The sequence below is a fragment of the Hydrogenophaga sp. GW101-3F08 genome (genome assembly GCF_059424585.1).
Window position 1 is genome coordinate 574,037 of record NZ_JBWKZP010000002.1, and the last position, 18,411, is coordinate 592,447.

Annotated in this window: 17 protein-coding genes; 12 read left to right on the plus strand and 5 right to left on the minus strand. The window is 67.3% G+C overall.

Annotation, left to right across the window (positions count from 1 at the left end; genetic code table 11):
• Positions 1 to 6 precede the first annotated feature (6 nt).
• A complete protein-coding gene (locus AC07YZ_RS08335) occupies positions 7 to 894 on the minus strand; it encodes a dienelactone hydrolase family protein (RefSeq protein ID WP_494794408.1) in 888 nt (295 codons plus the stop codon).
• A 339-nt stretch (positions 895 to 1,233) separates the two neighbouring features.
• Between AC07YZ_RS08335 and AC07YZ_RS08340 the strand changes: the two genes are divergently transcribed.
• The 9 genes from AC07YZ_RS08340 to AC07YZ_RS08380 all read left to right on the plus strand — a co-directional run bounded on the left by AC07YZ_RS08340 (position 1,234) and on the right by AC07YZ_RS08380 (position 12,126).
• The gene (locus AC07YZ_RS08340; RefSeq protein WP_494794409.1) at positions 1,234 to 1,560 is read left to right on the plus strand and encodes a PqqD family protein; all 327 of its coding nucleotides are present in this window, start codon (positions 1,234 to 1,236) and stop codon (positions 1,558 to 1,560) included.
• A 61-nt stretch (positions 1,561 to 1,621) separates the two neighbouring features.
• Positions 1,622 to 2,710, plus strand: coding sequence for an ATP-grasp domain-containing protein (locus AC07YZ_RS08345; RefSeq protein WP_494794410.1), 1,089 nt, complete (start codon positions 1,622 to 1,624; stop codon positions 2,708 to 2,710).
• Positions 2,707 to 4,137, plus strand: a complete 1,431-nt coding sequence (locus tag AC07YZ_RS08350; protein ID WP_226493635.1) for a type III PLP-dependent enzyme domain-containing protein — start codon at positions 2,707 to 2,709, stop codon at positions 4,135 to 4,137. The genes AC07YZ_RS08345 and AC07YZ_RS08350 overlap by 4 nt, the downstream gene beginning before the upstream one ends.
• Positions 4,138 to 4,209: 72 nt before the next feature.
• Entirely contained in the window at positions 4,210 to 6,444 is a 2,235-nt protein-coding gene (locus AC07YZ_RS08355; protein WP_494794411.1) for an urea transporter, read from the plus strand.
• Between the two features lie 54 nt (positions 6,445 to 6,498).
• On the plus strand, positions 6,499 to 8,103 hold the full coding sequence (locus AC07YZ_RS08360) for an ABC transporter substrate-binding protein (protein ID WP_494794412.1): 1,605 nt from the start codon (positions 6,499 to 6,501) through the stop codon (positions 8,101 to 8,103).
• A 219-nt stretch (positions 8,104 to 8,322) separates the two neighbouring features.
• Positions 8,323 to 10,215, plus strand: coding sequence for a TRC40/GET3/ArsA family transport-energizing ATPase (locus tag AC07YZ_RS08365; protein ID WP_494794413.1), 1,893 nt, complete (start codon positions 8,323 to 8,325; stop codon positions 10,213 to 10,215).
• A gap of 116 nt (positions 10,216 to 10,331) precedes the next feature.
• Complete coding sequence (locus AC07YZ_RS08370; RefSeq protein ID WP_494794414.1) at positions 10,332 to 10,991, plus strand: hypothetical protein; 660 nt, start codon at positions 10,332 to 10,334, stop codon at positions 10,989 to 10,991.
• Complete coding sequence (locus AC07YZ_RS08375; RefSeq protein ID WP_494794415.1) at positions 10,984 to 11,664, plus strand: hypothetical protein; 681 nt, start codon at positions 10,984 to 10,986, stop codon at positions 11,662 to 11,664. The genes AC07YZ_RS08370 and AC07YZ_RS08375 overlap by 8 nt, the downstream gene beginning before the upstream one ends.
• A gap of 42 nt (positions 11,665 to 11,706) precedes the next feature.
• Positions 11,707 to 12,126: a PPC domain-containing DNA-binding protein gene (locus AC07YZ_RS08380; protein ID WP_494794416.1), complete on the plus strand. Its 420-nt coding sequence runs from the start codon at positions 11,707 to 11,709 to the stop codon at positions 12,124 to 12,126.
• 22 nt (positions 12,127 to 12,148) lie between these two features.
• Here AC07YZ_RS08380 and AC07YZ_RS08385 read toward each other — a convergent pair whose 3' ends face one another.
• The 3 genes from AC07YZ_RS08385 to AC07YZ_RS08395 form a co-directional block, all read right to left on the minus strand.
• Positions 12,149 to 13,399: an NAD(P)/FAD-dependent oxidoreductase gene (locus AC07YZ_RS08385; protein WP_494794417.1), complete on the minus strand. Its 1,251-nt coding sequence runs from the start codon at positions 13,397 to 13,399 to the stop codon at positions 12,149 to 12,151.
• Positions 13,396 to 13,719 (minus strand): 2Fe-2S iron-sulfur cluster-binding protein, encoded by a 324-nt coding sequence (locus tag AC07YZ_RS08390; protein WP_494794418.1) that lies wholly within the window; start codon positions 13,717 to 13,719, stop codon positions 13,396 to 13,398. Before AC07YZ_RS08390 ends, AC07YZ_RS08385 begins: the two co-directional genes overlap by 4 nt.
• 63 nt (positions 13,720 to 13,782) lie before the next feature.
• Positions 13,783 to 14,961 (minus strand): cytochrome P450, encoded by a 1,179-nt coding sequence (locus AC07YZ_RS08395; protein ID WP_494794419.1) that lies wholly within the window; start codon positions 14,959 to 14,961, stop codon positions 13,783 to 13,785.
• Positions 14,962 to 15,072: 111 nt separating this feature from the next.
• On the opposite strand from AC07YZ_RS08395, the gene AC07YZ_RS08400 reads away from it, so the two are divergent.
• Positions 15,073 to 16,011 carry a helix-turn-helix domain-containing protein gene (locus AC07YZ_RS08400; RefSeq protein ID WP_494794420.1) on the plus strand — a complete coding sequence of 313 codons (939 nt, stop codon included), beginning with the start codon at positions 15,073 to 15,075 and terminating at the stop codon, positions 16,009 to 16,011.
• Between the two features lie 16 nt (positions 16,012 to 16,027).
• Here the strand turns inward: AC07YZ_RS08400 and AC07YZ_RS08405 are convergent, their stop codons facing one another.
• Positions 16,028 to 16,984: a LysR family transcriptional regulator gene (locus AC07YZ_RS08405; protein WP_494794421.1), complete on the minus strand. Its 957-nt coding sequence runs from the start codon at positions 16,982 to 16,984 to the stop codon at positions 16,028 to 16,030.
• 93 nt (positions 16,985 to 17,077) lie between these two features.
• On the opposite strand from AC07YZ_RS08405, the gene AC07YZ_RS08410 reads away from it, so the two are divergent.
• Together AC07YZ_RS08410 and AC07YZ_RS08415 are read left to right on the plus strand one after the other, a co-directional pair.
• Positions 17,078 to 17,422: a protocatechuate 4,5-dioxygenase subunit alpha gene (locus AC07YZ_RS08410; RefSeq protein WP_494794422.1), complete on the plus strand. Its 345-nt coding sequence runs from the start codon at positions 17,078 to 17,080 to the stop codon at positions 17,420 to 17,422.
• Positions 17,423 to 17,438: 16 nt separating this feature from the next.
• The gene (locus AC07YZ_RS08415) at positions 17,439 to 18,287 is read left to right on the plus strand and encodes a class III extradiol dioxygenase family protein (RefSeq protein ID WP_494794423.1); all 849 of its coding nucleotides are present in this window, start codon (positions 17,439 to 17,441) and stop codon (positions 18,285 to 18,287) included.
• Positions 18,288 to 18,411 lie beyond the last annotated feature (124 nt).

Here is an 18,411-nt window from a genome sequence, read left to right on the forward strand (position 1 = left end):
GGCGGCTTACTTCTGGGCCAGGCGCTCGCCCTCGCGGCCCGGGCGGCGGCTGAGCCCCTCGAAGAACGCGAGCATGCGATCGCGGCTGTCGTCGGCGGCCTGGGGGTTGCGGCCCACCAGCTTGCCCAGGTAGCGCTGGGGCACGATGTCCAGGTCGAAGGAATGGGCCGCTTCGGGGTAGATGATCAGCTGCAGGTCCGCACCGGTGGAGCGCACGCCTTCGCATTCGCTGGCGGGCACCCAGTCGTCCTGGCCGCCGCCGAACACCAGCAGCGGAGCCTTCAGTTGCACGGAGCGGCGCTCGAAGGCGCCACACCAGGGGTAGAAGGCCACCACCCCGCGAAAGCCGTCGGTGGCGCCGGTCTGGCCATGCGGGCCATCGCCTTTGGCCACCTTGATCGCCACGGCGCCGCCGTTGCTCTGGCCCATGAGGAACACGCTGCCACGGTCGACAAAGGGTTGTGCCTGCAGGTAGCGCAGCGCGTCGTGGGCGTCGTAGGTGCGGTAGTCGAGTGCTTCCGTCAGCCGATCGATGCTCTCGCACATCTTGCCGCCGCCCTGGTTGCGGGGGCCGAAGCTGTCGAGGTTGAGCACCACGAAGCCCTTGCTCACCAGATGTTCGGCGTAGCGGTTCATGGTGTAGCGAACCGGCGCTTGCCAGCCACCGCAGCCGTGCATCAGCACCACGGCCGGAAAGGGGCCGTCGCCTTCGGGCCGTGAGAGTTCGGCCCGCAGGGTGACCTTGTTCGCGCTGTGGCCCTGTGTGGCCTCGAACGTCACCCGTTCGCTGGCATGCGCCGAGTGGGCCAATAGCAGGCCGATGGCCAGTTTGCCCAGCCACCGTGGCAGCCAGCATGGCAGGGCGCGTTTGGCGAGACCGCTTGTGTGCTTCAAATCGTTCAACCCTATGGCGTTGCGTTGTCGGGCGCCCCGTCATGGGCCGATCCAAGGCCTGAATTTTCGGATGCGCCCCTTGGCACTTGAGGGTGCAACCGGCCAAAGGCGCTCATTCCCGCGCGAACGGCGCGCCTGGCTTGCCGCCACGACCCCCATCGCCCAAGGTCAAAACACGTGAAAAAGCAACCTTTCGTGTGATTTTTGGCTACAAATCTGTAACCATTTTCATTAAACTGTGTAGGCACTTAGGCTCGGTAACCTGAAGATGGCCAGTCATTTCGTACTCAGGTACGAACATGGGTGGGCATGGGGTGGACCGAATCAAAAGGAGCCTTCATGAACGAGACGAACAGGCCAGGCGCAGAGGCCTTGGACCCCGATCAGGCCCTGCCAAAGGGTTCGGGGCGGCTGCGGTTCTTCGGCGAAGAATTCGTGCTTGACACGGTGTCGGGCCTGTTCTACCGGCTCACACCGGCGGCCCATTTCGTGTTGCGGGCCCATGAACGGGGTGTGCGGACCCACCAGTTTCCCGGGCTTTTGCGGCAGCGCTACGGCATCGACCCGGCGAGCGCCACGCGCGACGTCGAGTTGCTGCTCAATCAGATGGCCTCCATGGGGTTGCTGGACCCGCCACCACAGCGGACCCAGGAGGCCGGGGTATGAGCGCCGCCCGGCCGTTCCGAAGGCGCTCAGCCCCGAAGTGCGCAGCACGGAGGGGACTTCCATGACCGCCGCCCAGCGCAGCGTGGCGGTCACCGGCATGCACCGTGGCGAGAGCCCCCAGCCCGGGGCTTCCGTGGTGGCCAGTCTGCGCCGCCAGTTTCCCGGGCTGCGCACGGTCGGCCTTTCCTACGATCCGCTGGAGAGCAGCCTGTACGGGCAGGGGGACGATCACCCCGATGCGGCCTACCTGATCCCGTTCCCCGGTGCGGGCGCGCAGGCCTTGCTCGACCGGCTGGACATGATCCGCCAGAGCGAAGACATCGGCCACATCATTCCCTGTCTCGACTCTGAAATTGACAACTTCCTGCAGCTCGAAGAGCCGCTGAAGGAGCGCGGCATCCGCTGCGTTCTGCCCACCCGGCGCTCGTTCGAGGATCGGCACAAGGCCTCGCTCTACGGTTTCTGTCTGCGCCACGGCATCCCGAGTCCGCTCACCCTCGTTGCCCACGATCCGCTGGCGGTGGAGCGTTGTGCGGCCGAGGCCGGCTATCCGGTCTATGTGAAGGGCTGGCTCTACCACGCCGAGCTGGTTCACTCGCGCGAGGGGCTGGTGGCCGGGTACGACGAGATCGTGCGGGCCTGGGGCTGGCCCGTGGTGGTGCAGGAAGTCCTCGTGGGTGAGGAGTACGACGTGGCGGGCGTGGGCGATGGCGAGGGCGGCATCGTGCAGAGCTGTTCCATCCGCAAGCTCCTGCGCACCGCGCATGGCAAAGGTTTCGCCGGCATCGTCGTCTCGGACCCGGCCATGGATGCGCTGTCCGAAAAAATCATCCGTGCGCTGCGCTGGAACGGCCCCTTCGAACTCGAGTTCATCAAGGTGCCCGGTCGCCCGCACGCGCTGATGGAGATCAACCCGCGCTTTCCGGCCTGGATCGACTTCCCCTCGCAGATCGGGTGCAACCTGCCCGCGCTGCTGTTCGAGCGACTGCTCGGGCACGACGTCAAGCCCCCACCGGCCTGCAAACCCGGCCAGATGTTCGTGCGCCACAGCGTGGATCTCGTGGGGGATTTCGCCGACTTTGCGGCCATGGCCAGCAGCGGAGAGCGCATCTTCCGGCCCCTTCAGAAACCAGAGCAGCTCACACCATGAACATGAACAACGACTACCTCCCGCCCACCATCAGCGCCGAGCTGGGGCGGCACGCGCTGGATGCTGCCGCCGACCGCAACCTCTACGCACGCGGCACGCGCACGCCCACCCTGTTCGAGATCGACGGCCTCCCCGTGGCTGCGCTGGTGCAGCAGTTCGGCTCGCCGCTGTTCGTGTTCTCCGAGCACGACCTGCGTGAAAAGGCGCGCCACTTCCGGGCCGCCTTCACCAGCCGCTACGAGAACACGCGTTTCGCCTGGTCCTACAAGACCAACTACCTCTCGGCCATCTGCCAGGTGTTTCACGAGGAAGGCTGGATGGCCGAGGTGGTGTCGGACTTTGAATACCAGAAGGCCCGCAAGCTGGGCATCAAGGGCAAGGACATCGTGTTCAACGGGCCGTTCAAGCCGCGTGCGATCCTGGAGCAGGCCATTCGAGAGCGGGCGCTGATCCAGATCGACAACTGGGACGAGCTCGGCCTCATCGAGGCCCTGACCCGGGATCTCGATGAACCGCTGGAGGTGGGCATCCGCGTCTGGCTCGATGCCGGCATCCGCCCGATCTGGACGAAATTCGGCTTCGCGGTGGAAAACGGCGAAGCGGCGCGCGCGGCCCACCGCATCCAGGCGAACCTGAAGCTCTCGTTGCACACGCTGCACACGCACATCGGCACCTACATCCTCGATCCCGATGCCTACCGCGTGGCCGTCACCAAACTGCTGGCCCTGCGCGAGCAGCTCCATGCCGCCCAGCAGCACTGGGTGCCCTGCATCAACCTGGGAGGGGGCTTCCCCTCGAACAGCCTGCTGCACGGCATGACCGGACCCGCCGAACGGGTCGTGCCGCCCATCGACGCCTACGCCGAGGCGATCACCGAGGTGCTCAACCACCTGCCCCCCGAACAGCGGCCCCAACTGCGCTTCGAGAGCGGGCGCCACCTGGTGGACGAGGCCGGTTATCTGCTCACCTCGGTGGTGACCATCAAGGGCATCCGGCACCCCATGACCGAGCAGGCCGGTCTGCGCGACTACAAGGAACAGCTGCTCGTGGGCGAGGCCACCCAGACCAGCTACGTCATGGACGCCGGCATCAACCTGCTTTACACCGCGGCCTGGTACCAGATGGACGTGCTGCCCTCGCGCACCATCGAGGCGCCGCCAGCGCCGTCGCGTCTGTACGGCCCCCTGTGCATGGTGATCGACGTGCTTCGCTACAGCATCGATCTGCCGCCGCTGAAGGTGGGTGACATCCTCACCATGCGCCCGGTGGGGGCCTACAACGTGTCGCAGGCCATGCAGTTCATCGACTACCGCCCGGCGGTGGTGCTCATCGGCATGGATGGCAAGCCCGAGCTCATCCGGGCGCGCGAGGTGCTGCACGACGTGGACGGCCCCGAGCGCATGCCCGCTCACCTGGTGCACCCATGAGACACCCTGTGTCAACCCCCGGCCGTTCCGAAGGCGCTCAGCCCCGCAATGCGCAGCACGAAGGGTAGCCCTGTGAACACAGCCCAATCGCCCCCCATCGCCGTGCACGCCGAAGCCGCCGCACCGACAGGCGCCACGTTGCGGGCCCTGCGTGCGTCGGTGCGGGGCTGGGTCGAGGCCTTCGGGCAGGCGCTGGGCAGCGTCTTTTTCATCGGGCGGCCCTGGCTGGGGCTGCTGCTCTGGGGCGCGTTGCTGAGCAGTCCGGCGCTGGCCTTGTTCGCGCTGTGCGGTCTGCTGTCGGGCGTGCTGGTCCAGTGGGTCCTGCGCATCCAGGACGCGCCGGGTCTGGGGGGTGGCATCAAGGCCAATGCGCTGCTGACGGCGGTGGTCTCGGGCTGGATGAGCAGCCCCACGGGCATGCCCTGGGCGCAGCAACTGGTGCTGGCCGCTGCCGCGGCGATCGCCGCGGCGCTGGTGACCGCGGCCCTCATGCGCATGCTGGCGCGCAGCTTCCTGCCCGTGCTGCTCTGGGGCTATTGCCTGGTCGCGGCGATGTTGTTCAGTGTCTGCCCGGATTGCACCGTGCGCGCGGCTTACACCCTGCCGGTCTGGCCGGTGCCGACCGATGCCCAGGGCTGGCTGGGCAGCTTCCTGCGTTCCATGGCATCGCTCATGTACTCGCCGCATGCCGTGGCCGGCGTGCTGGTGTGCATCGCGGTGGTGATGTGGTCGCGCGCCATGTTCCTGGCCGGGTTGGCGGGCTGGATCGGGGGGGTGGTGCTGTCGCTGGGCTTCCAGCGGCTGGGGCTGAGTTTTGTCTGGCTGCCGCTGTCGTACAACTATTTCATTGCCGGCATGGCGCTGGGCGCGGTGATCTTCCTGCCGGGGCGGCTGAGCCTGCCGGTGGCCGCCGTGGCCGGCGCTCTCACCGCCTTCTTCGGGCTGGTGCTGCAGTACGTGCTGGGCTGGTCGGCCGCCAGCTACCTGCCGATGTCTTCGGCGCTGGCCATCTGGGTGGGCATGGGCGCGCTCACGCTCGCTGGCGAGCGGGCCATCGTGGAGCGCAACGCCACGCCGGGCGAGCCGCCCGAACAGCGTTGGTGGAAAGAAGCTTGCTGGCACGCGCGCTACGGTCGCACCGTGCCGCTGTTTGCCGTGCCCGTGGCCGGTGAACTGCAGATCGCCCAGGGCTTTGACGGGCGCACCAGCCACATGGGCATGTACCGCCATGCGCTGGACTTTCAGCGTTCCCCCGCGGCCGAGGCAGTGGCCGGTTCGATCTGGGGGGCCGCCGTCACGGCACCGGCGCCCGGCATGGTCGAGCGGGTGCACGACGGTGTGGCCGACAACCCGCTGGGCGTCTGCAACTACGCCGAAAAGTGGGGCAACCATGTGGTGATCCGCCTGGACGCTGGTGGCTGGGCCATGCTCGCGCACCTGCAGCTGGGCACGGTGGCGGTGGTGCCGGGGGCCCGGGTCGAGACCGGCAGCTACCTCGGCCGGGTGGGCAATTCCGGGCGTTCACCGGTGCCGCACCTGCACCTGCATCTGCAGGGTTCACCCGAGCCCGGTGCGGCCACGCGCCCGTTCCGGCTGGCCAACTATTTCACCGCCGAGGCGCCCGCCAGTGCACTGACGCACTGGCACGCTTCGGCGGTCCCCCCCGAGGGGGAGATCCTGGCCCAGGCCCAGGCCAATCCCGCGGTCTACGGCACCCTGGTCGGCATGGCCCCGGGCACGGCGGTGTGGACCAGCGAGGTGGAGGGCGACATCCCGCGTGCGATCCATCCCGGGCCAGCCCGCATGCAGCAGCTCCAGGTGCGTATCGACAGCCTGGGCGAGCAGGTGCTGGACGCGGGCCCGCAAGGGGGGCGTCTGGTGCTGGGCCTCGATCCCGATGCGCTGCGCGTCATGGCACTGGACGACGCGAGCGCGCCGCTGCTGCGCTTGCTGGCGATGGGGGCTGTTTCCATCCCGTATGCGGTGCGCGTGGGCACCCAATGGAGCGACGTTGCACCGGTGGTGCCCGGCGGCGGCTGGTGGCGGCCCTGGTCGCTGCTGCTGGCGCCTTACCGGCCCCATCCGTTTCCCGTCGTCAATTGCACCTGCGCCGTCATCGTGGACACCGGTGTGAGCGGTTCGACGCTGGCGTGGGTGAGCACGCTGCAGACACCCGATGCGTCGGGGCCGCACAGGCTCACGTGTCGGTTTGCACCCCTGCGGGGGTTTGTGAAGCTCCAGGCCGAGTTTGCGACCGGGGTTCTTACCTTCCGTCTGCTGTCCTTTGATCCTGCCCCACCGGGTTGAGGACGTGGGCGGCTCGGAGGGTTTTGTTTTGTGTCAACCCTGATGGAGGCCATCATGAAGATGAAGTTGGAAAGAAGATCCGCATTGGCGCTGGCCGTTCTGGCCGTGCCTTTGGTGCTGACGGGCTGCGCCAACGTGCTGCGCGTGGCGCCCCACGCCGAACTCAAGGTCTATGACCCGGTGTGGACCACCGCGTACATCACGCGCAACCACGGCTACCTGATCTACGACACCCTGTTCGCGATGGACGAAAACTTCGAGCCCCAGCCACAGATGGTGGACCAGTGGACCGTCTCGGCCGACAACAAGACCTGGACCTTCACCCTGCGCGCAGGCCTGAAGTGGCACGACGGCACCGACGTGACCGCCGAGGACTGCGTGGCCTCGTTGCAGCGCTGGGGCAAGCGCGATGGCGCGGGGCAACTGCTGTTTCGCGATGTCGAAAGCCTCACCGCCCAGGACGCCCGCAGCTTCACCCTGAAACTGCGCGAGCCCAACGGCCAGGTGCTGCAGACGCTGGCGAAGGTGTCGGCCAACGTGCCTTTCATGATGCCCAAGGCGGTCGCTGCAACCGACCCCTTCAAGCCGATCAAGAGCAAGGTCGGGTCTGGCCCTTATCTTTACAGCTGGGCGCAGTCGAACCCCTTCTTCAAGACGGTCTATCTCAAGAACACGCACTACGTGCCACGCACGGAGCCGCTGTCGATGGCCGCGGGCAACAAGGCCGGCCAGGCCGACCGCATCGAGTGGATCTACCACGACACGCCCGAGGACATGGCCGAGGCGCTGATCCGCGGCGATGTGGACTACATCGAGTCGCCCCCGGCCCGGGTGCTGCCCCGGTTCGAAGGCCAGGAAAAGATCGTGGTGAACTCCACCGATCCGCTGGGCAACATCGCCATGGCGCGCTTCAACATGCTGCAGCCCCCGTTTGACAACGTGGCGGTGCGCAGGGCGGTCCTCATGGTGATGCAGCAGGAGGACTACATGCTCGCCGCGCTGGGGGACCCCAAGTACTGGCGCACCTGCTACTCCATCTTCCCCTGCGGCACCCCGTTGTCCAACGACGCGGGCAGCGCCGCCATGAAAGCGCCCGGCCTGGACGCGGCCCGCAAGGCCCTGCAGGACGCCAAGTACGACGGCACACCGGTGGTGATCCTCAACCCGGTGGACAGCCCGGTGATCTCGGCCCTCACGCAGGTCACCGCTGGCAAGCTGCACGCCATGGGCATGACGGTGCAGGTGCAGAACATGCCGTGGGCCGAGCTCACGCAGCGCCGCGTGAACCGCGGGCCGGTGAAAGACGGGGGCTGGAGCATGTTTCACACCTGGTGGCTCGCCGGTGACCTGCTTGACCCCTCGACCATCGCCTACTCGGGCGATCCCGAGACCGGCTGGTTCGGCTGGCTCAAAGACGCCGAGCTCGAAGCCCAGCGCGCCGCCTTCGCCCGGGCCATGACGCCCGCCGACCGCAAGGCCGCGGCCGAGAAAGTGCAGCAGCGCATCGTCGACGACGCGGCCGTGGGCATCCTCGGGCAATTCTTCGAGCCCGTGGCCTACCGCACCAACGTCAACGGCATCACCGGTCCCATCCAGTTCTACTGGCAGATGTGGGTCGAGTCGCCTTTCATGCGCTCGCCCAAGCAGCCCGCCCGCTAGGATGAAACACCCCCCGCGCCGCTTCGCGTCACCCCCCTCAAGGGGGGGCGGCACTGGCCGTCCGGCAAAGCCGGCCCGGCGGTGCCCTGGGTTGGGCCGTTTCATACGGCGCGGGTGGCGCTCCGGCACCATAGAAAACTGAAGTGGAGTGGGCGCCGCAGCTTCCCCTGGCTTGTTGTACGTCATGGCCGGCGGGCCGGGGGTATGCGATGCTGCGGCATGAACACCCCCACGCTCCCCGGCTTCGCCACCGCGCCCACGCGCTTCCTGTTTTTCACCGGCAAGGGCGGCGTGGGCAAGACCTCGCTGTCCACCGCCACCGCCATCGTGCTGGCCGATGCGGGCCAGCGGGTGCTGCTGGTCAGCACGGACGCGGCGTCGAACCTGGACGAAATGCTCGGCGTGCCGCTGTCCAACCGGCCGGTTCCCGTGCCCGGCGTGCCGGGGCTGCAGATGCTCAACATCGACCCCGACACCGCCGCCGAGGCCTACCGCCAGCGCGTGCTCGCACAGCTCGAAGCCGACGCCAGCGACGAAGAACGCAGCACTGTGCGCGAACAGCTCTCGGGCGCCTGCACCACCGAGATCGCCGCCTTCGACGAATTCGCCGCGCTGCTGGCGGGCGAGGGCATCGATGGGGGTTACGACCACGTGGTCTTCGACACCGCGCCCACCGGCCACACCCTGCGCCTCTTGAGCCTGCCCAAGGCCTGGACCGGCTTCCTCGCCGGCAACGACCGCGGCGCCTCGTGCCTGGGCCCGCACTCGGGCCTCAAGATGCAGGAAGCGCGTTTCAAAGCCGCGCTGCAGGCCCTGAGCGACCCCGCGCTCACCACCGTGGTGCTCGTCACCCGGCCCGACCCGCGCCCCATGCGGGAAGCCGCGCGCACCGCCGAAGAGTTGCGCCAGCTCGGTCTGGCCAACCAGCGCCTGGCCGTCAACGGCGTGTTTCACGCCACCAGCGCCAACGACCCGATCGCCAACGCCATCGAAGCCCTCGGCCGCCAGGCCCTGAACGAGATGCCCGACGCGCTGGCCCGCCTGCCACGCGACGAAGTGCCACTGCGCGCCTTCGACACCGTGGGTGTGCCCGCGCTGCGTGCGCTGCTGCAAGGCGGAGTTGAAACAGTCGCCAACAAAAAACCCGGTCGCGCTGTGCCCGGCGGCGAACCCACCAACCCCGTTCGCCCTGAGCCTGTCGAAGGGCTCGCAAGGTTTCAACAAGCTCAACCCGAACGAGGTTTCGTGTTGCCCGCAGAGCCGTTGTCCCGCATGGCCGACGAGCTCGCCGCCATCGGCCACGGCCTCATCATGGTCATGGGCAAAGGCGGCGTGGGAAAAACCACCATCGCCGCCGCGCTCGCCGTGGGCCTGGTGCAGCGCGGCCACAGCGTGCACCTCACCACCACCGACCCGGCGGCCCATGTGGCCGACGCGCTGAACGGCAGCCTCGAAGGACTCAAGGTCGGCCGCATCGACCCCAAGGCCGAGACCGCCGCCTACATCGCCAAGATCATGGCCACGCGCGGCAAGGCGCTTGATCAACAAGGCCAGGCTCTGCTGCTCGAAGACCTGCAATCGCCCTGCACCGAAGAAGTCGCCGTGTTCCACGCCTTCAGCCGCGTGGTCAACGAAGCGCGCAGCGCCTTTGTGGTGCTCGACACCGCCCCCACCGGCCACAGCCTGCTGCTCATGGACGCCACCGGCGCCTACCACCGCCAGATGACCCAGCAGTACGAAGGCCAGGCAGCCGCCAAAGGCCTGCACATCATCACGCCGCTCATGCGCCTGCAAGACGCCAGCATGACGCGCGTGATCATCGTCACCCTGCCCGAAGTCACCCCGGTCAGCCAGGCCGCCGCGCTGCAGGACGACCTGCGCCGCGCCCAGATCGAACCCTGGGCCTGGGTCATCAACAAAAGCATCGCCGCCACCGGCACCACCGACCCGCTGCTGCAGGCTCGGCTGGCGGGGGAAATCCGGCAGACCGAGCGGATCGCGGGCGGGCTGGCGAAGCGGACGTTTGTGCTGCCTTGGTTGCCGCAGGCGCCGGTGGGGGTGGCGGCTTTGGGCGCGTTGGTGGAATCGGATTCAATTGTTGTAACCGGTTGATTTCATTCATTTTTCCGTAGAAATCTAGAAAACCTGCATGAAACGGAAGCGACAGCTTGTGAATATCGGTACGGTGTTTTATATTCTGTGTTCTTGATTTTCGAATGAAGAATAAAATGCAGCTCAAACCCCAAGATTTCCTCGTCGCCCTCAAGCTTGTTGCTTGGGGTGATCAGCGCTGGACGTATGCGCGCTTGGCGCACGAGCTTGGGTTGAGCGCTTCAGAAGTGCATGCAGCGGTGAAGCGTGGTCTGCAGGCTGGGTTGCTGGTGGATACAGCGTTGCTTGTGCCGCCGCCGGCTGCGGTGTCGGGGGTTCAGGAGGCTGCCGCCATTTACCGGGTGCGCGCCAGGCCGCGCCGAGCCCTGGCTGAAGCGGCCAGCAGTGCCGACAACCCGGCGCGGGTGCACAGCCGCAACCTCGCTGAGTTCGCGGTGCACGGAGCGAAGTACGCCTTTGCGGCAGACCGGTTGCCGGTGGCGGTGGGCGTGCCCACGAGCCACAGCGCGCCCGCTTTTGCGGGCGTGTTTGCGCCGGGGTCTGACGACTGGGTGTGGCCGCACCCCAATGGCACGGCCCGCGGGCAAGGGCTGGAGCCTTTGCACCCCAGCGCTCCCTTCGCAGCCATGCAAGACGCCAAGCTCTACGAAATGTTGGCCCTGTTTGACGCCCTGCGCGTAGGCCGCGCCCGGGAGCGGGGCATGGCGCTTAAGCGGCTACCGCTGTTGATCTATCCGGACGGCCCCAAGCCCGAAGAGAGGCCCATGTATGGCTGACCCCAACATCGAGCTGCTTTCGGGAATGGCGCACGCCATGGGGCCGTTGTGCGAGCAGGTGGTTTTCGTGGGTGGCTGCGCAACGGGTTTGCTCATCACCCAACCGTTGGTGGCAGACGCCCGCGCCACAGAAGATGTGGATGCGATTGTGGAAGTGGCCTCCTTGGTCGGGTATCACGCGCTGGCGGAGCAACTGATGAAGCGCGGATTCAAACAGACCATGGCCGACAACACGCCGCCGTTTCGCTGGTTCTGGCAAAGCATGCAGCTGGACTTGGTGCCGCTGGATGAGAAGGTGCTCGGCTTTGCGAACCGTTGGTACAAGCCTGGTTTTGAGGCCGCCCACATCGCGACGCTGCCTTCGGGCCAGTCGTTGCGCCATCTGTCAGCCCCGTATTTCGTTGCCACCAAGCTGGAAGCCTTCAAGGACCGCGGCAACAACGACGTTTATCTGAGTCACGACCTGGAGGACATCATCACGGTGGTCGATGGTCGCGAGGAACTGGTGGCAGAGTTGGCCGTCGCTCCATTCAACGTTCGCCACTTCGTTGCGCAGACCTTTCAAGCGGTGTTGAACAATCCCGACTTTTCGAACGTGTTGCCCGGGATCGTTTCGCAGAGCACTCGCGCCGGTCTGGTACTCAGGCGGTTTTCAGATATCGCCAAGCTGTAGAAAGAACCCGCTCGTTCGAAACGCGTTTGCAGGACCACTGTGATGAAAACCCTCCCCATCCGCCTCACCCCCGGCCAGGACCTGCGCGAAGCGCTCGAAGCCGCCGTGCGCGCCCAGGGTTGCCAGGCTGCGTTCGTGCTCTCGGGTGTCGGCAGCTTGGTGGATGCGCGCATCCGTTTCGCTGGGGCGGACGAGCCGCTGTGCATCTGCGGGGACTCGGAAATCCTGGGCCTGAGTGGCACGGTGGGCATAGGCGATGCCGGGCGGGGCCATTCGCACCTGCACATGGCCGTGGCGGCCGCCACGGGCGAGGTGTTTGGCGGCCATGTGGCGCCGGGTTGCCGGGTGCGCACCACGGCCGAGGTGTTGCTGGCCCTGCTGCCCGAATGGGCGTTCACGCGTGAGCCGGATGTCGCCACCGGGTTCGCCGAGTTGGTGGTGAAGGCGCGTGATGGTGCGTGAGGCCTGAGCCCCGCGCAGCCGCTCACTTCACCAGCAGACCCGCCAAATCAAACGCCACATCGCCCGCCTGCTCGCGCGTGGGTGAGACGCTGGCGTCGAGCAGCTTGCGCACCTGCAGGTGGTCTTTGCTGGCGTTGACGCTGTCGGCGGCGATGAGTCGGTCGCCCTTGAAGTGGTAGACGGTGAACGTGCCGGCGGCCATGTCGCCGCGCACGGCCCAGGCGTCCGCGCCCATGGAGAGGCCGGCCATCTGCAGCTTCTTGTCGTACTGGTCGCTCCAGAACCAGGGCGTGGCGGTGAAGGGGCGCTCTTGCCCGAGCAGCGCGGCGGCGGCGCTCTTGCCTTGTTCGGTGGCGTTCTGCACCGATTCGAGCCTTAGCAGGCTGCCGTCGGCCAGGCGGCGCGCGGTGCAGTCGCCGGCGGCCACGATTGCGGGGTCGCTGGTGCGGCCGCAGGCGTCGACCACGATGCCGCGCTCGCATTCGAGACCGGCGGCTTGGGCCAACTGGTCGTTGGCGCTGACGCCGATGCCCACCACCACCAGGCCCGCGGGCACGACGCTGCCGTCGGCCAGTCTCACGCCGCTGACCGCGCCGTCGGCGGCGGTTTCGATGGCGGCGACCTGCGCACCCAGCATCAGCTGCACGCCGTGGCCGCGGTGCAGCTCGGCGTACCAGTCGGACAGCACCGGCGCGAGCACGCGGCCGAGCAGGCGCGGCGCGGCTTCGAGCACGGTGACGGCCAGGCCTTTCTTGCGCGCGGTGGCCGCCACTTCGAGGCCGATGAAGCCGCCACCGATGACGACCACCGGGCGCTGCTGTTCGATGCAGGCGGCCAGGCGGTCGGCGATGGCGCTGGCGTCGTCGCGCGTGCGCAGCGCCAGCACACCGGGCGCGTCGCCGCCGGGCAGGGGCAGGGCGCGCGGCGTGCTGCCGGTGGCGAGCACCAGGCCGGTGTAGGGCAGGGCGCTGCCGTCGCCGAGGATCACGGTCTGGGCGCTGCGGTCGATGGCTCTGACGCTCACGCCGGTGCGCAGCCCGATGTTCTTGCGTGCCAGCATCTCGGGCGCGCGCATCACCAGCTGGGCCGCGTCCATCTCACCGGCCATCCAGGCTTTGGAGAGCGGCGGGCGGTGGTAGGGGCCGTGGGGTTCGTCGCCCAGCAGGGTGATGCTGCCCTCAAAGCCGCCGCTGCGCAGGGCCTCGGCCGTCATCACGCCGGCCTGGCCCGCGCCGACGATGACGATGCCGGCCGCGCTGGTTTCGGCGCTCATTCCTGGCATTCCGGCAGGTGCACCACGCCGCCTTCCAGCGCGGGGCCGGTCTTGATCTGGCAGGCCAGGCGGCTGTTGGGGCGGCGCTCGGCGACCACGTTCTCTAGCATGTCGAGCTCGCCCTGCGAGGGCGCGGGCAGCACACCGGCCAGCAGCTCGTCCACGTAGCAGTGGCAGGTGGCGCAGGCGCAGGAGCCGCCGCATTCGCCGACGATGCCGTCCACGCCGTTGGCGGTGGCGCCCTGCATCAGGCTCCAGCCGTCGGTGAGGTTGAGAGTGGTGGACTGGCCGTTGGCCTCGACGAAGGTGATGTTTGCCATGGTGTCTCCAGAAAACAAAAGGCGCTGCCCGGTTGAGGGCAGCGCGATGGTGGGGCCGCAGGCTTAAGCGGCGCTGAGCTCAAGCACCAGCGGGCTGCGGAAAGTGCTGGAGGGCATCCAGGGCAGTTGGTCGGCCACACGGTGGTAGTCGGGCACCACTTTGTGGAATTCCTCGAAGGCGATCTTCACCGCCAGGCGCGCGATGGCCGTGCCCAGGCAGGCGTGCACGCCGCCGCCAAAACCGAGGTGGCCGCGCGGCTTGCGGCCGATGTCGTACACGTCGGGGTTGGGGTACTGGCGCTCGTCGCGGTTGCCGCTGCCGTAGGCCAGGCAGACGAAATCGCCTTCCTTCATGGTCTGGCCGTGCATCGTCACGTCTTTCATCAGGCGGCGGCGGAAACGCTGGGCCGAGGTGTTGAAGCGCAGGCTTTCTTCGATCGCGTCGGGCAGCAGCTCGGGGTTGGCCACCACGGCCTTGCGGGCTTCGTCAAACGTGGCGAGGTTGTAGGCGAACATCATCATGAAGCCGCCGAGCGATTCGACGCCGGCCATGATCAACGTGGTGGTGGTCAGCAGCACCTCGCGGTCGTCCAGCCGGTCGCCGTCGATCTCGGCCAGCGCGAAGTTGCTGATCAGATCGTTGCGCGGCTCGGCGCGGCGCATCGCGATCACCTGGCTCGCGTAGTCCTGCATCCAGTTGTAGGCGGCAATGTGTTCCGGGCCCTTGGCGCGGGTGCGGGCGTCGCTCTGCACCATCAGCACGGCGTTGTCGCGCACGATCTGCTCGTCCACGATGGCCTCTTCGCCCATGGGCAGGCCGAGCGCGGCCATCAGCACCTTGACGGTGAACTGCGACGAGACGTCCTTGAAGTCGAACTGCTTCACCTCTTTCAGCTGGCCAAAGACCTGCCGTGCGATGTCGCGCATCGGTTCCTCCAGCGCGAGCAGGTTGCGCTTCATGAACGCGTGCTGGATCAGGCCACGCAGGCGGTCGTGCTTCGGTGGGTCGGAGCTGCCGAGCGTGGCGCCGGCGCGGCCGGGCAGCTCGGTCATGAGGTTGCCGCTGGCGCTGGAGTAGGTCTGCCAGTCCTGGCCGGCGGAGACGATGTCGGCGTAGCGCGAGAGGACCCACATCTGGGCTTCTTCGCTCCAGAAGCAGGGTGCCTCGTCGCGCAGATGCTTGTAATAGGGGAAGGGGTCAGCGTCAACGGCCGGCGAGTACGGGTCGAAATGGAAGCTCATGGCTTTTGTCTCCTGTGGGTGGAACCGGGGTGCACTGTAGGCCTACCGGCTCCGATTGACACTGCACTAAGCAGGGATAATTCTTGTACTTTTGGATCAGGGTATTCCGCCATGCCGCAAACCAGCCAACCCCCGCCACGCACCCGGCCCTCACGCGGCCAGCCAGCGGCCATCCCGCGTTTTGCGCTTTACGGCGAGGCGGCGGCACCCGGCCAGGACATGCTGCACATCGAGTCGGTGGAATCGCGCAGCCGGCTCTACCACTGGGAGATCGAGCCCCACGTGCACCAGGGGCTGTACCAGATCCTCTGGCTGCAGAGGGGTTCGGCCGAGGTGGTGCTGGACGAATGGCGCGCGTCGGTGGCCGGGCCGGCCGCCATCGTGGTGCCGCCGGGGGTGGTGCACGGCTTTGTTTTTGCGCCCGAAACCGATGGCCGCGTGCTCACGCTCAGCGCGCGTTTTCTGGTGGAGGGCGAGTTCCAGGCCGTGGGTGAGGCGTTCCGAGCGCTGTTCTCGGCGCCTGGGGTCTTGCATTTTTCGCCAGACGATGGCGAGGCCCAGCGCCTGAGCGTGCAGCTCGGCGAGCTGGCCGCCGAGTTCGCCTTGCCCGGTTCGGCCGACGCGCCGGTGGTGCAGTGGCTGGCGCGGGCCGTGGTCTGGCGCCTGGCCCGCGCGAGCGAGCAGGGCCACCGCGAGGGCGGCGAGCGCGCCCACCAGCACCAGGCGCTGTTCACGCGCTTCCTGCTGCTGGTGGAACAGCATTTTCTGGAGCACTGGCCGCTGGAGCGCTACGCCTCGCGCCTGGGGTTGTCCACGCAGCGGCTCAACCGCCTGGCGCGCGCGGGCAGCGGGCGCAGCGCGCTGGAGCTGGTGCACGAGCGCCTCACGCGCGAGGCCTGCCGGCGGCTGGTCTACATCGCCGCGCCGGCGGCCAGCCTGGCGCTGGAGCTGGGTTTTGAAGACCCGGCCTACTTCTCCCGCTTTTTCAAACGCCGCACGGGCTTGAGCCCGCAGCGCTGGCGCGAGGCGCAGCGCCCGCCGACGGCGTGAAGTGCTCCCCCCTGCGTCATGCGTCGGGGTGGCGCTCCGGTGCCATGGAAAACTGATCAACGCTTGGCACCCCGGTCGTCGCGCCCGGCGCCAGCGCGTCGAGCCGTTCGCGCAGCCAGCGGTGGGCGGCGTCGTCCTGGTGGCGCCGGTGCCAGATCATGTACATCGGCAGCGTGGGGCAGGGCGTGGGCACCTCGGCCCGGGCGAATTCGCGCATGAAGCTGTCGTGCAGCAGGGCCGGCGCCGTGGCCAGCAGCGGGCTGCCGCGCAGGAAGGTGGGCAGGCCGCAGAAGCCCGGCACCATGACGGCAAAGCGCCGGTGGATGCCTTGGGCAGCGAGCGTGCGGTCCAGGTAGAGCGTGCGCCGGGGTTCATAGACCACGGTGATGTGATCGGCGGCCGTGTAGTCGGCCAGCGTGGCCGGGGCCTCGCGCACCGCCGCATCAAAGTAGACGCAGTACCGGTCTTCGAAGATGCGCTTCTGCACGATGTCGCTGCCTTCGGGTGGGCGCGGGCTGATGGCGATGTCGCAGACGCCGTCGCGCAGCATCTCCAGGCTCGGGATGTCCGAGGGGATCACGCGCAGCGCCACGCCGGGCGCCTGCGCGCGCAGCACCTGTGCGAGCGCGGGCAGCAGCACGTCGCGCTGGAAGTCGTTGGCGGCGATGGTGATCGTGGTCTGCCAGCGCGCGGGGTCGAAAGCCCCGGTGTGCGCAAAGCCCTGCAATTGGCGCAGCAGTTCGCGCGCTTGCATGGCCAGCTCGCCCGCCCGTGCCGTGGCCACGATGCCGCGCCCGCTTTTCACGAACAGCGCGTCGCCGGTGATGGCGCGCAGCTTGTCGAGCTGGTGGCTCACGGCCGACTGCGTGACGCCCAGCGACTGCGCCGCGCCGGTGATGCTGCCCGCCTCCACCACCGCCACCAGCAGTTGCAGCAGGCGGGCATCCAGGTCTGACCAATCGAAATCATTCATGTGTTTGATGATCATTCATCGGTTTATCTTTGGCAATGGGTTGGAAATACTCGCGGCTTGACACAAGTCAATCCACCCACGCAGGAGACGAATGTGAGCCAAACAATCCCCGGCACCACGCCCTTTGACGGCGGCATGGCCCAGAAGGGCTACGCCCTGAACAAGATGTGTTTCTCGTTCAACGAGAAAGCCAACCGCGAAGCCTTTGTGGCCGACCCTGAGGCCTACATGGCGAAGTACGGGCTGAGCCCGCAGCAAGCGGACGCGATCCGCTCCAAGCAGGTGCTGGCCTTGCTGGACGCGGGCGGCAACGCCTACTACCTGGCCAAGTTCGCCGGCATCTTCGGCCTGGACATGCAGGACATCGGCGCGCAGCAGACGGGCATGACCAAAGAACAGTTCAAAGCCAAATTGGTGGCGGCGAACGAGCAGTGCTGAACCAGGAGACACGAACATGGCACAACTCATCGGTGGCCTGGCCACATCGCACATCCCCGCCATCGGCGGCGCTATCCACAAGGGCCTGCAGAACGAGCCCTACTGGAAACCCTTCTTCGACGGCTTCCCGCCGATTCACGACTGGCTGGGCAAGGTCAAACCCGACGTGGTCGTGGTGTTCTACAACGACCACGGCCTGAACTTCTTCCTGGACAAGATGCCGACCTTCGCGGTGGGCGCGGCGGCCAGCTACAGCAACGCCGACGAGGGCTGGGGCATCCCGACCTTGCCGCCGATGGCCGGCTGCCCGGAGCTGTCGTGGCACATCATCAACCAGCTGATCGCGAAAGAGTTCGACATCGTGACCTGCCAGGAAATGCTGGTGGACCACGCCTGCAGTCTGCCGATGAAGCTGTTCTGGCCGAACGATGCGGTGGCGCCGGTGCAGATCGTGCCGATCAACATCAACACGGTGCAGTTCCCGTTGCCCACGGCCAAGCGGGTCTACAAACTGGGCAAGGCGGTGGGTGAGGCGATCCAGAGCTGGGACAGCAACCAGCGCGTGGCGGTGATGGCCACGGGCGGTCTGTCGCACCAGCTCGAAGGGGAGCGCGCGGGCTTCATCAACAAGAAATTCGACCTGCAGTTCCTCGACAGCATGGAGACCAACCCGGAGTGGGTGACGCAGTTCAGCGATCTGGAGATCGTGGAGAAGGCGGGAACCCAGGGCGTGGAGTTGCTGATGTGGGTGGCGATGCGCGCGGCGCTGACGGTGGGCGGGGCGGGGGTGCGCAAGGTGCACAGCAATTACCACATCCCGATTTCGAACACCGCCACGGGGGTGTTGGCGTTGGAGACGGTTTGATTCTTTGTCTTCTGTTTTTGTGCGAAAGGGGGAGCCGTTGGCTCCCTTTTTTGTTCTTGCCTGCTTTTGTGGTGAGGCCGAGAGCACCGGGCGCTTGACTCCGCTCATGTCCCCCGGAACGGGC

Bases quoted from the DNA above. Each gene is read 5' to 3' on its own strand.
- AC07YZ_RS08340 (WP_494794409.1), top strand. From the start codon at position 1,234: ATGAACGAGACGAACAGGCCAGGCGCAGAGGCCTTGGACCCCGATCAG.
- AC07YZ_RS08345 (WP_494794410.1), top strand. From the start codon at position 1,622: ATGACCGCCGCCCAGCGCAGCGTGGCGGTCACCGGCATGCACCGTGGC.
- AC07YZ_RS08350 (WP_226493635.1), top strand. From the start codon at position 2,707: ATGAACATGAACAACGACTACCTCCCGCCCACCATCAGCGCCGAGCTG.
- AC07YZ_RS08360 (WP_494794412.1), top strand. From the start codon at position 6,499: ATGAAGATGAAGTTGGAAAGAAGATCCGCATTGGCGCTGGCCGTTCTG.
- AC07YZ_RS08365 (WP_494794413.1), top strand. From the start codon at position 8,323: ATGAACACCCCCACGCTCCCCGGCTTCGCCACCGCGCCCACGCGCTTC.
- AC07YZ_RS08370 (WP_494794414.1), top strand. From the start codon at position 10,332: ATGCAGCTCAAACCCCAAGATTTCCTCGTCGCCCTCAAGCTTGTTGCT.
- AC07YZ_RS08375 (WP_494794415.1), top strand. From the start codon at position 10,984: ATGGCTGACCCCAACATCGAGCTGCTTTCGGGAATGGCGCACGCCATG.
- AC07YZ_RS08380 (WP_494794416.1), top strand. From the start codon at position 11,707: ATGAAAACCCTCCCCATCCGCCTCACCCCCGGCCAGGACCTGCGCGAA.
- AC07YZ_RS08385 (WP_494794417.1), bottom strand. From the start codon at position 13,399: ATGAGCGCCGAAACCAGCGCGGCCGGCATCGTCATCGTCGGCGCGGGC.
- AC07YZ_RS08390 (WP_494794418.1), bottom strand. From the start codon at position 13,719: ATGGCAAACATCACCTTCGTCGAGGCCAACGGCCAGTCCACCACTCTC.
- AC07YZ_RS08395 (WP_494794419.1), bottom strand. From the start codon at position 14,961: ATGAGCTTCCATTTCGACCCGTACTCGCCGGCCGTTGACGCTGACCCC.
- AC07YZ_RS08400 (WP_494794420.1), top strand. From the start codon at position 15,073: ATGCCGCAAACCAGCCAACCCCCGCCACGCACCCGGCCCTCACGCGGC.
- AC07YZ_RS08405 (WP_494794421.1), bottom strand. From the start codon at position 16,984: ATGAATGATTTCGATTGGTCAGACCTGGATGCCCGCCTGCTGCAACTG.
- AC07YZ_RS08415 (WP_494794423.1), top strand. From the start codon at position 17,439: ATGGCACAACTCATCGGTGGCCTGGCCACATCGCACATCCCCGCCATC.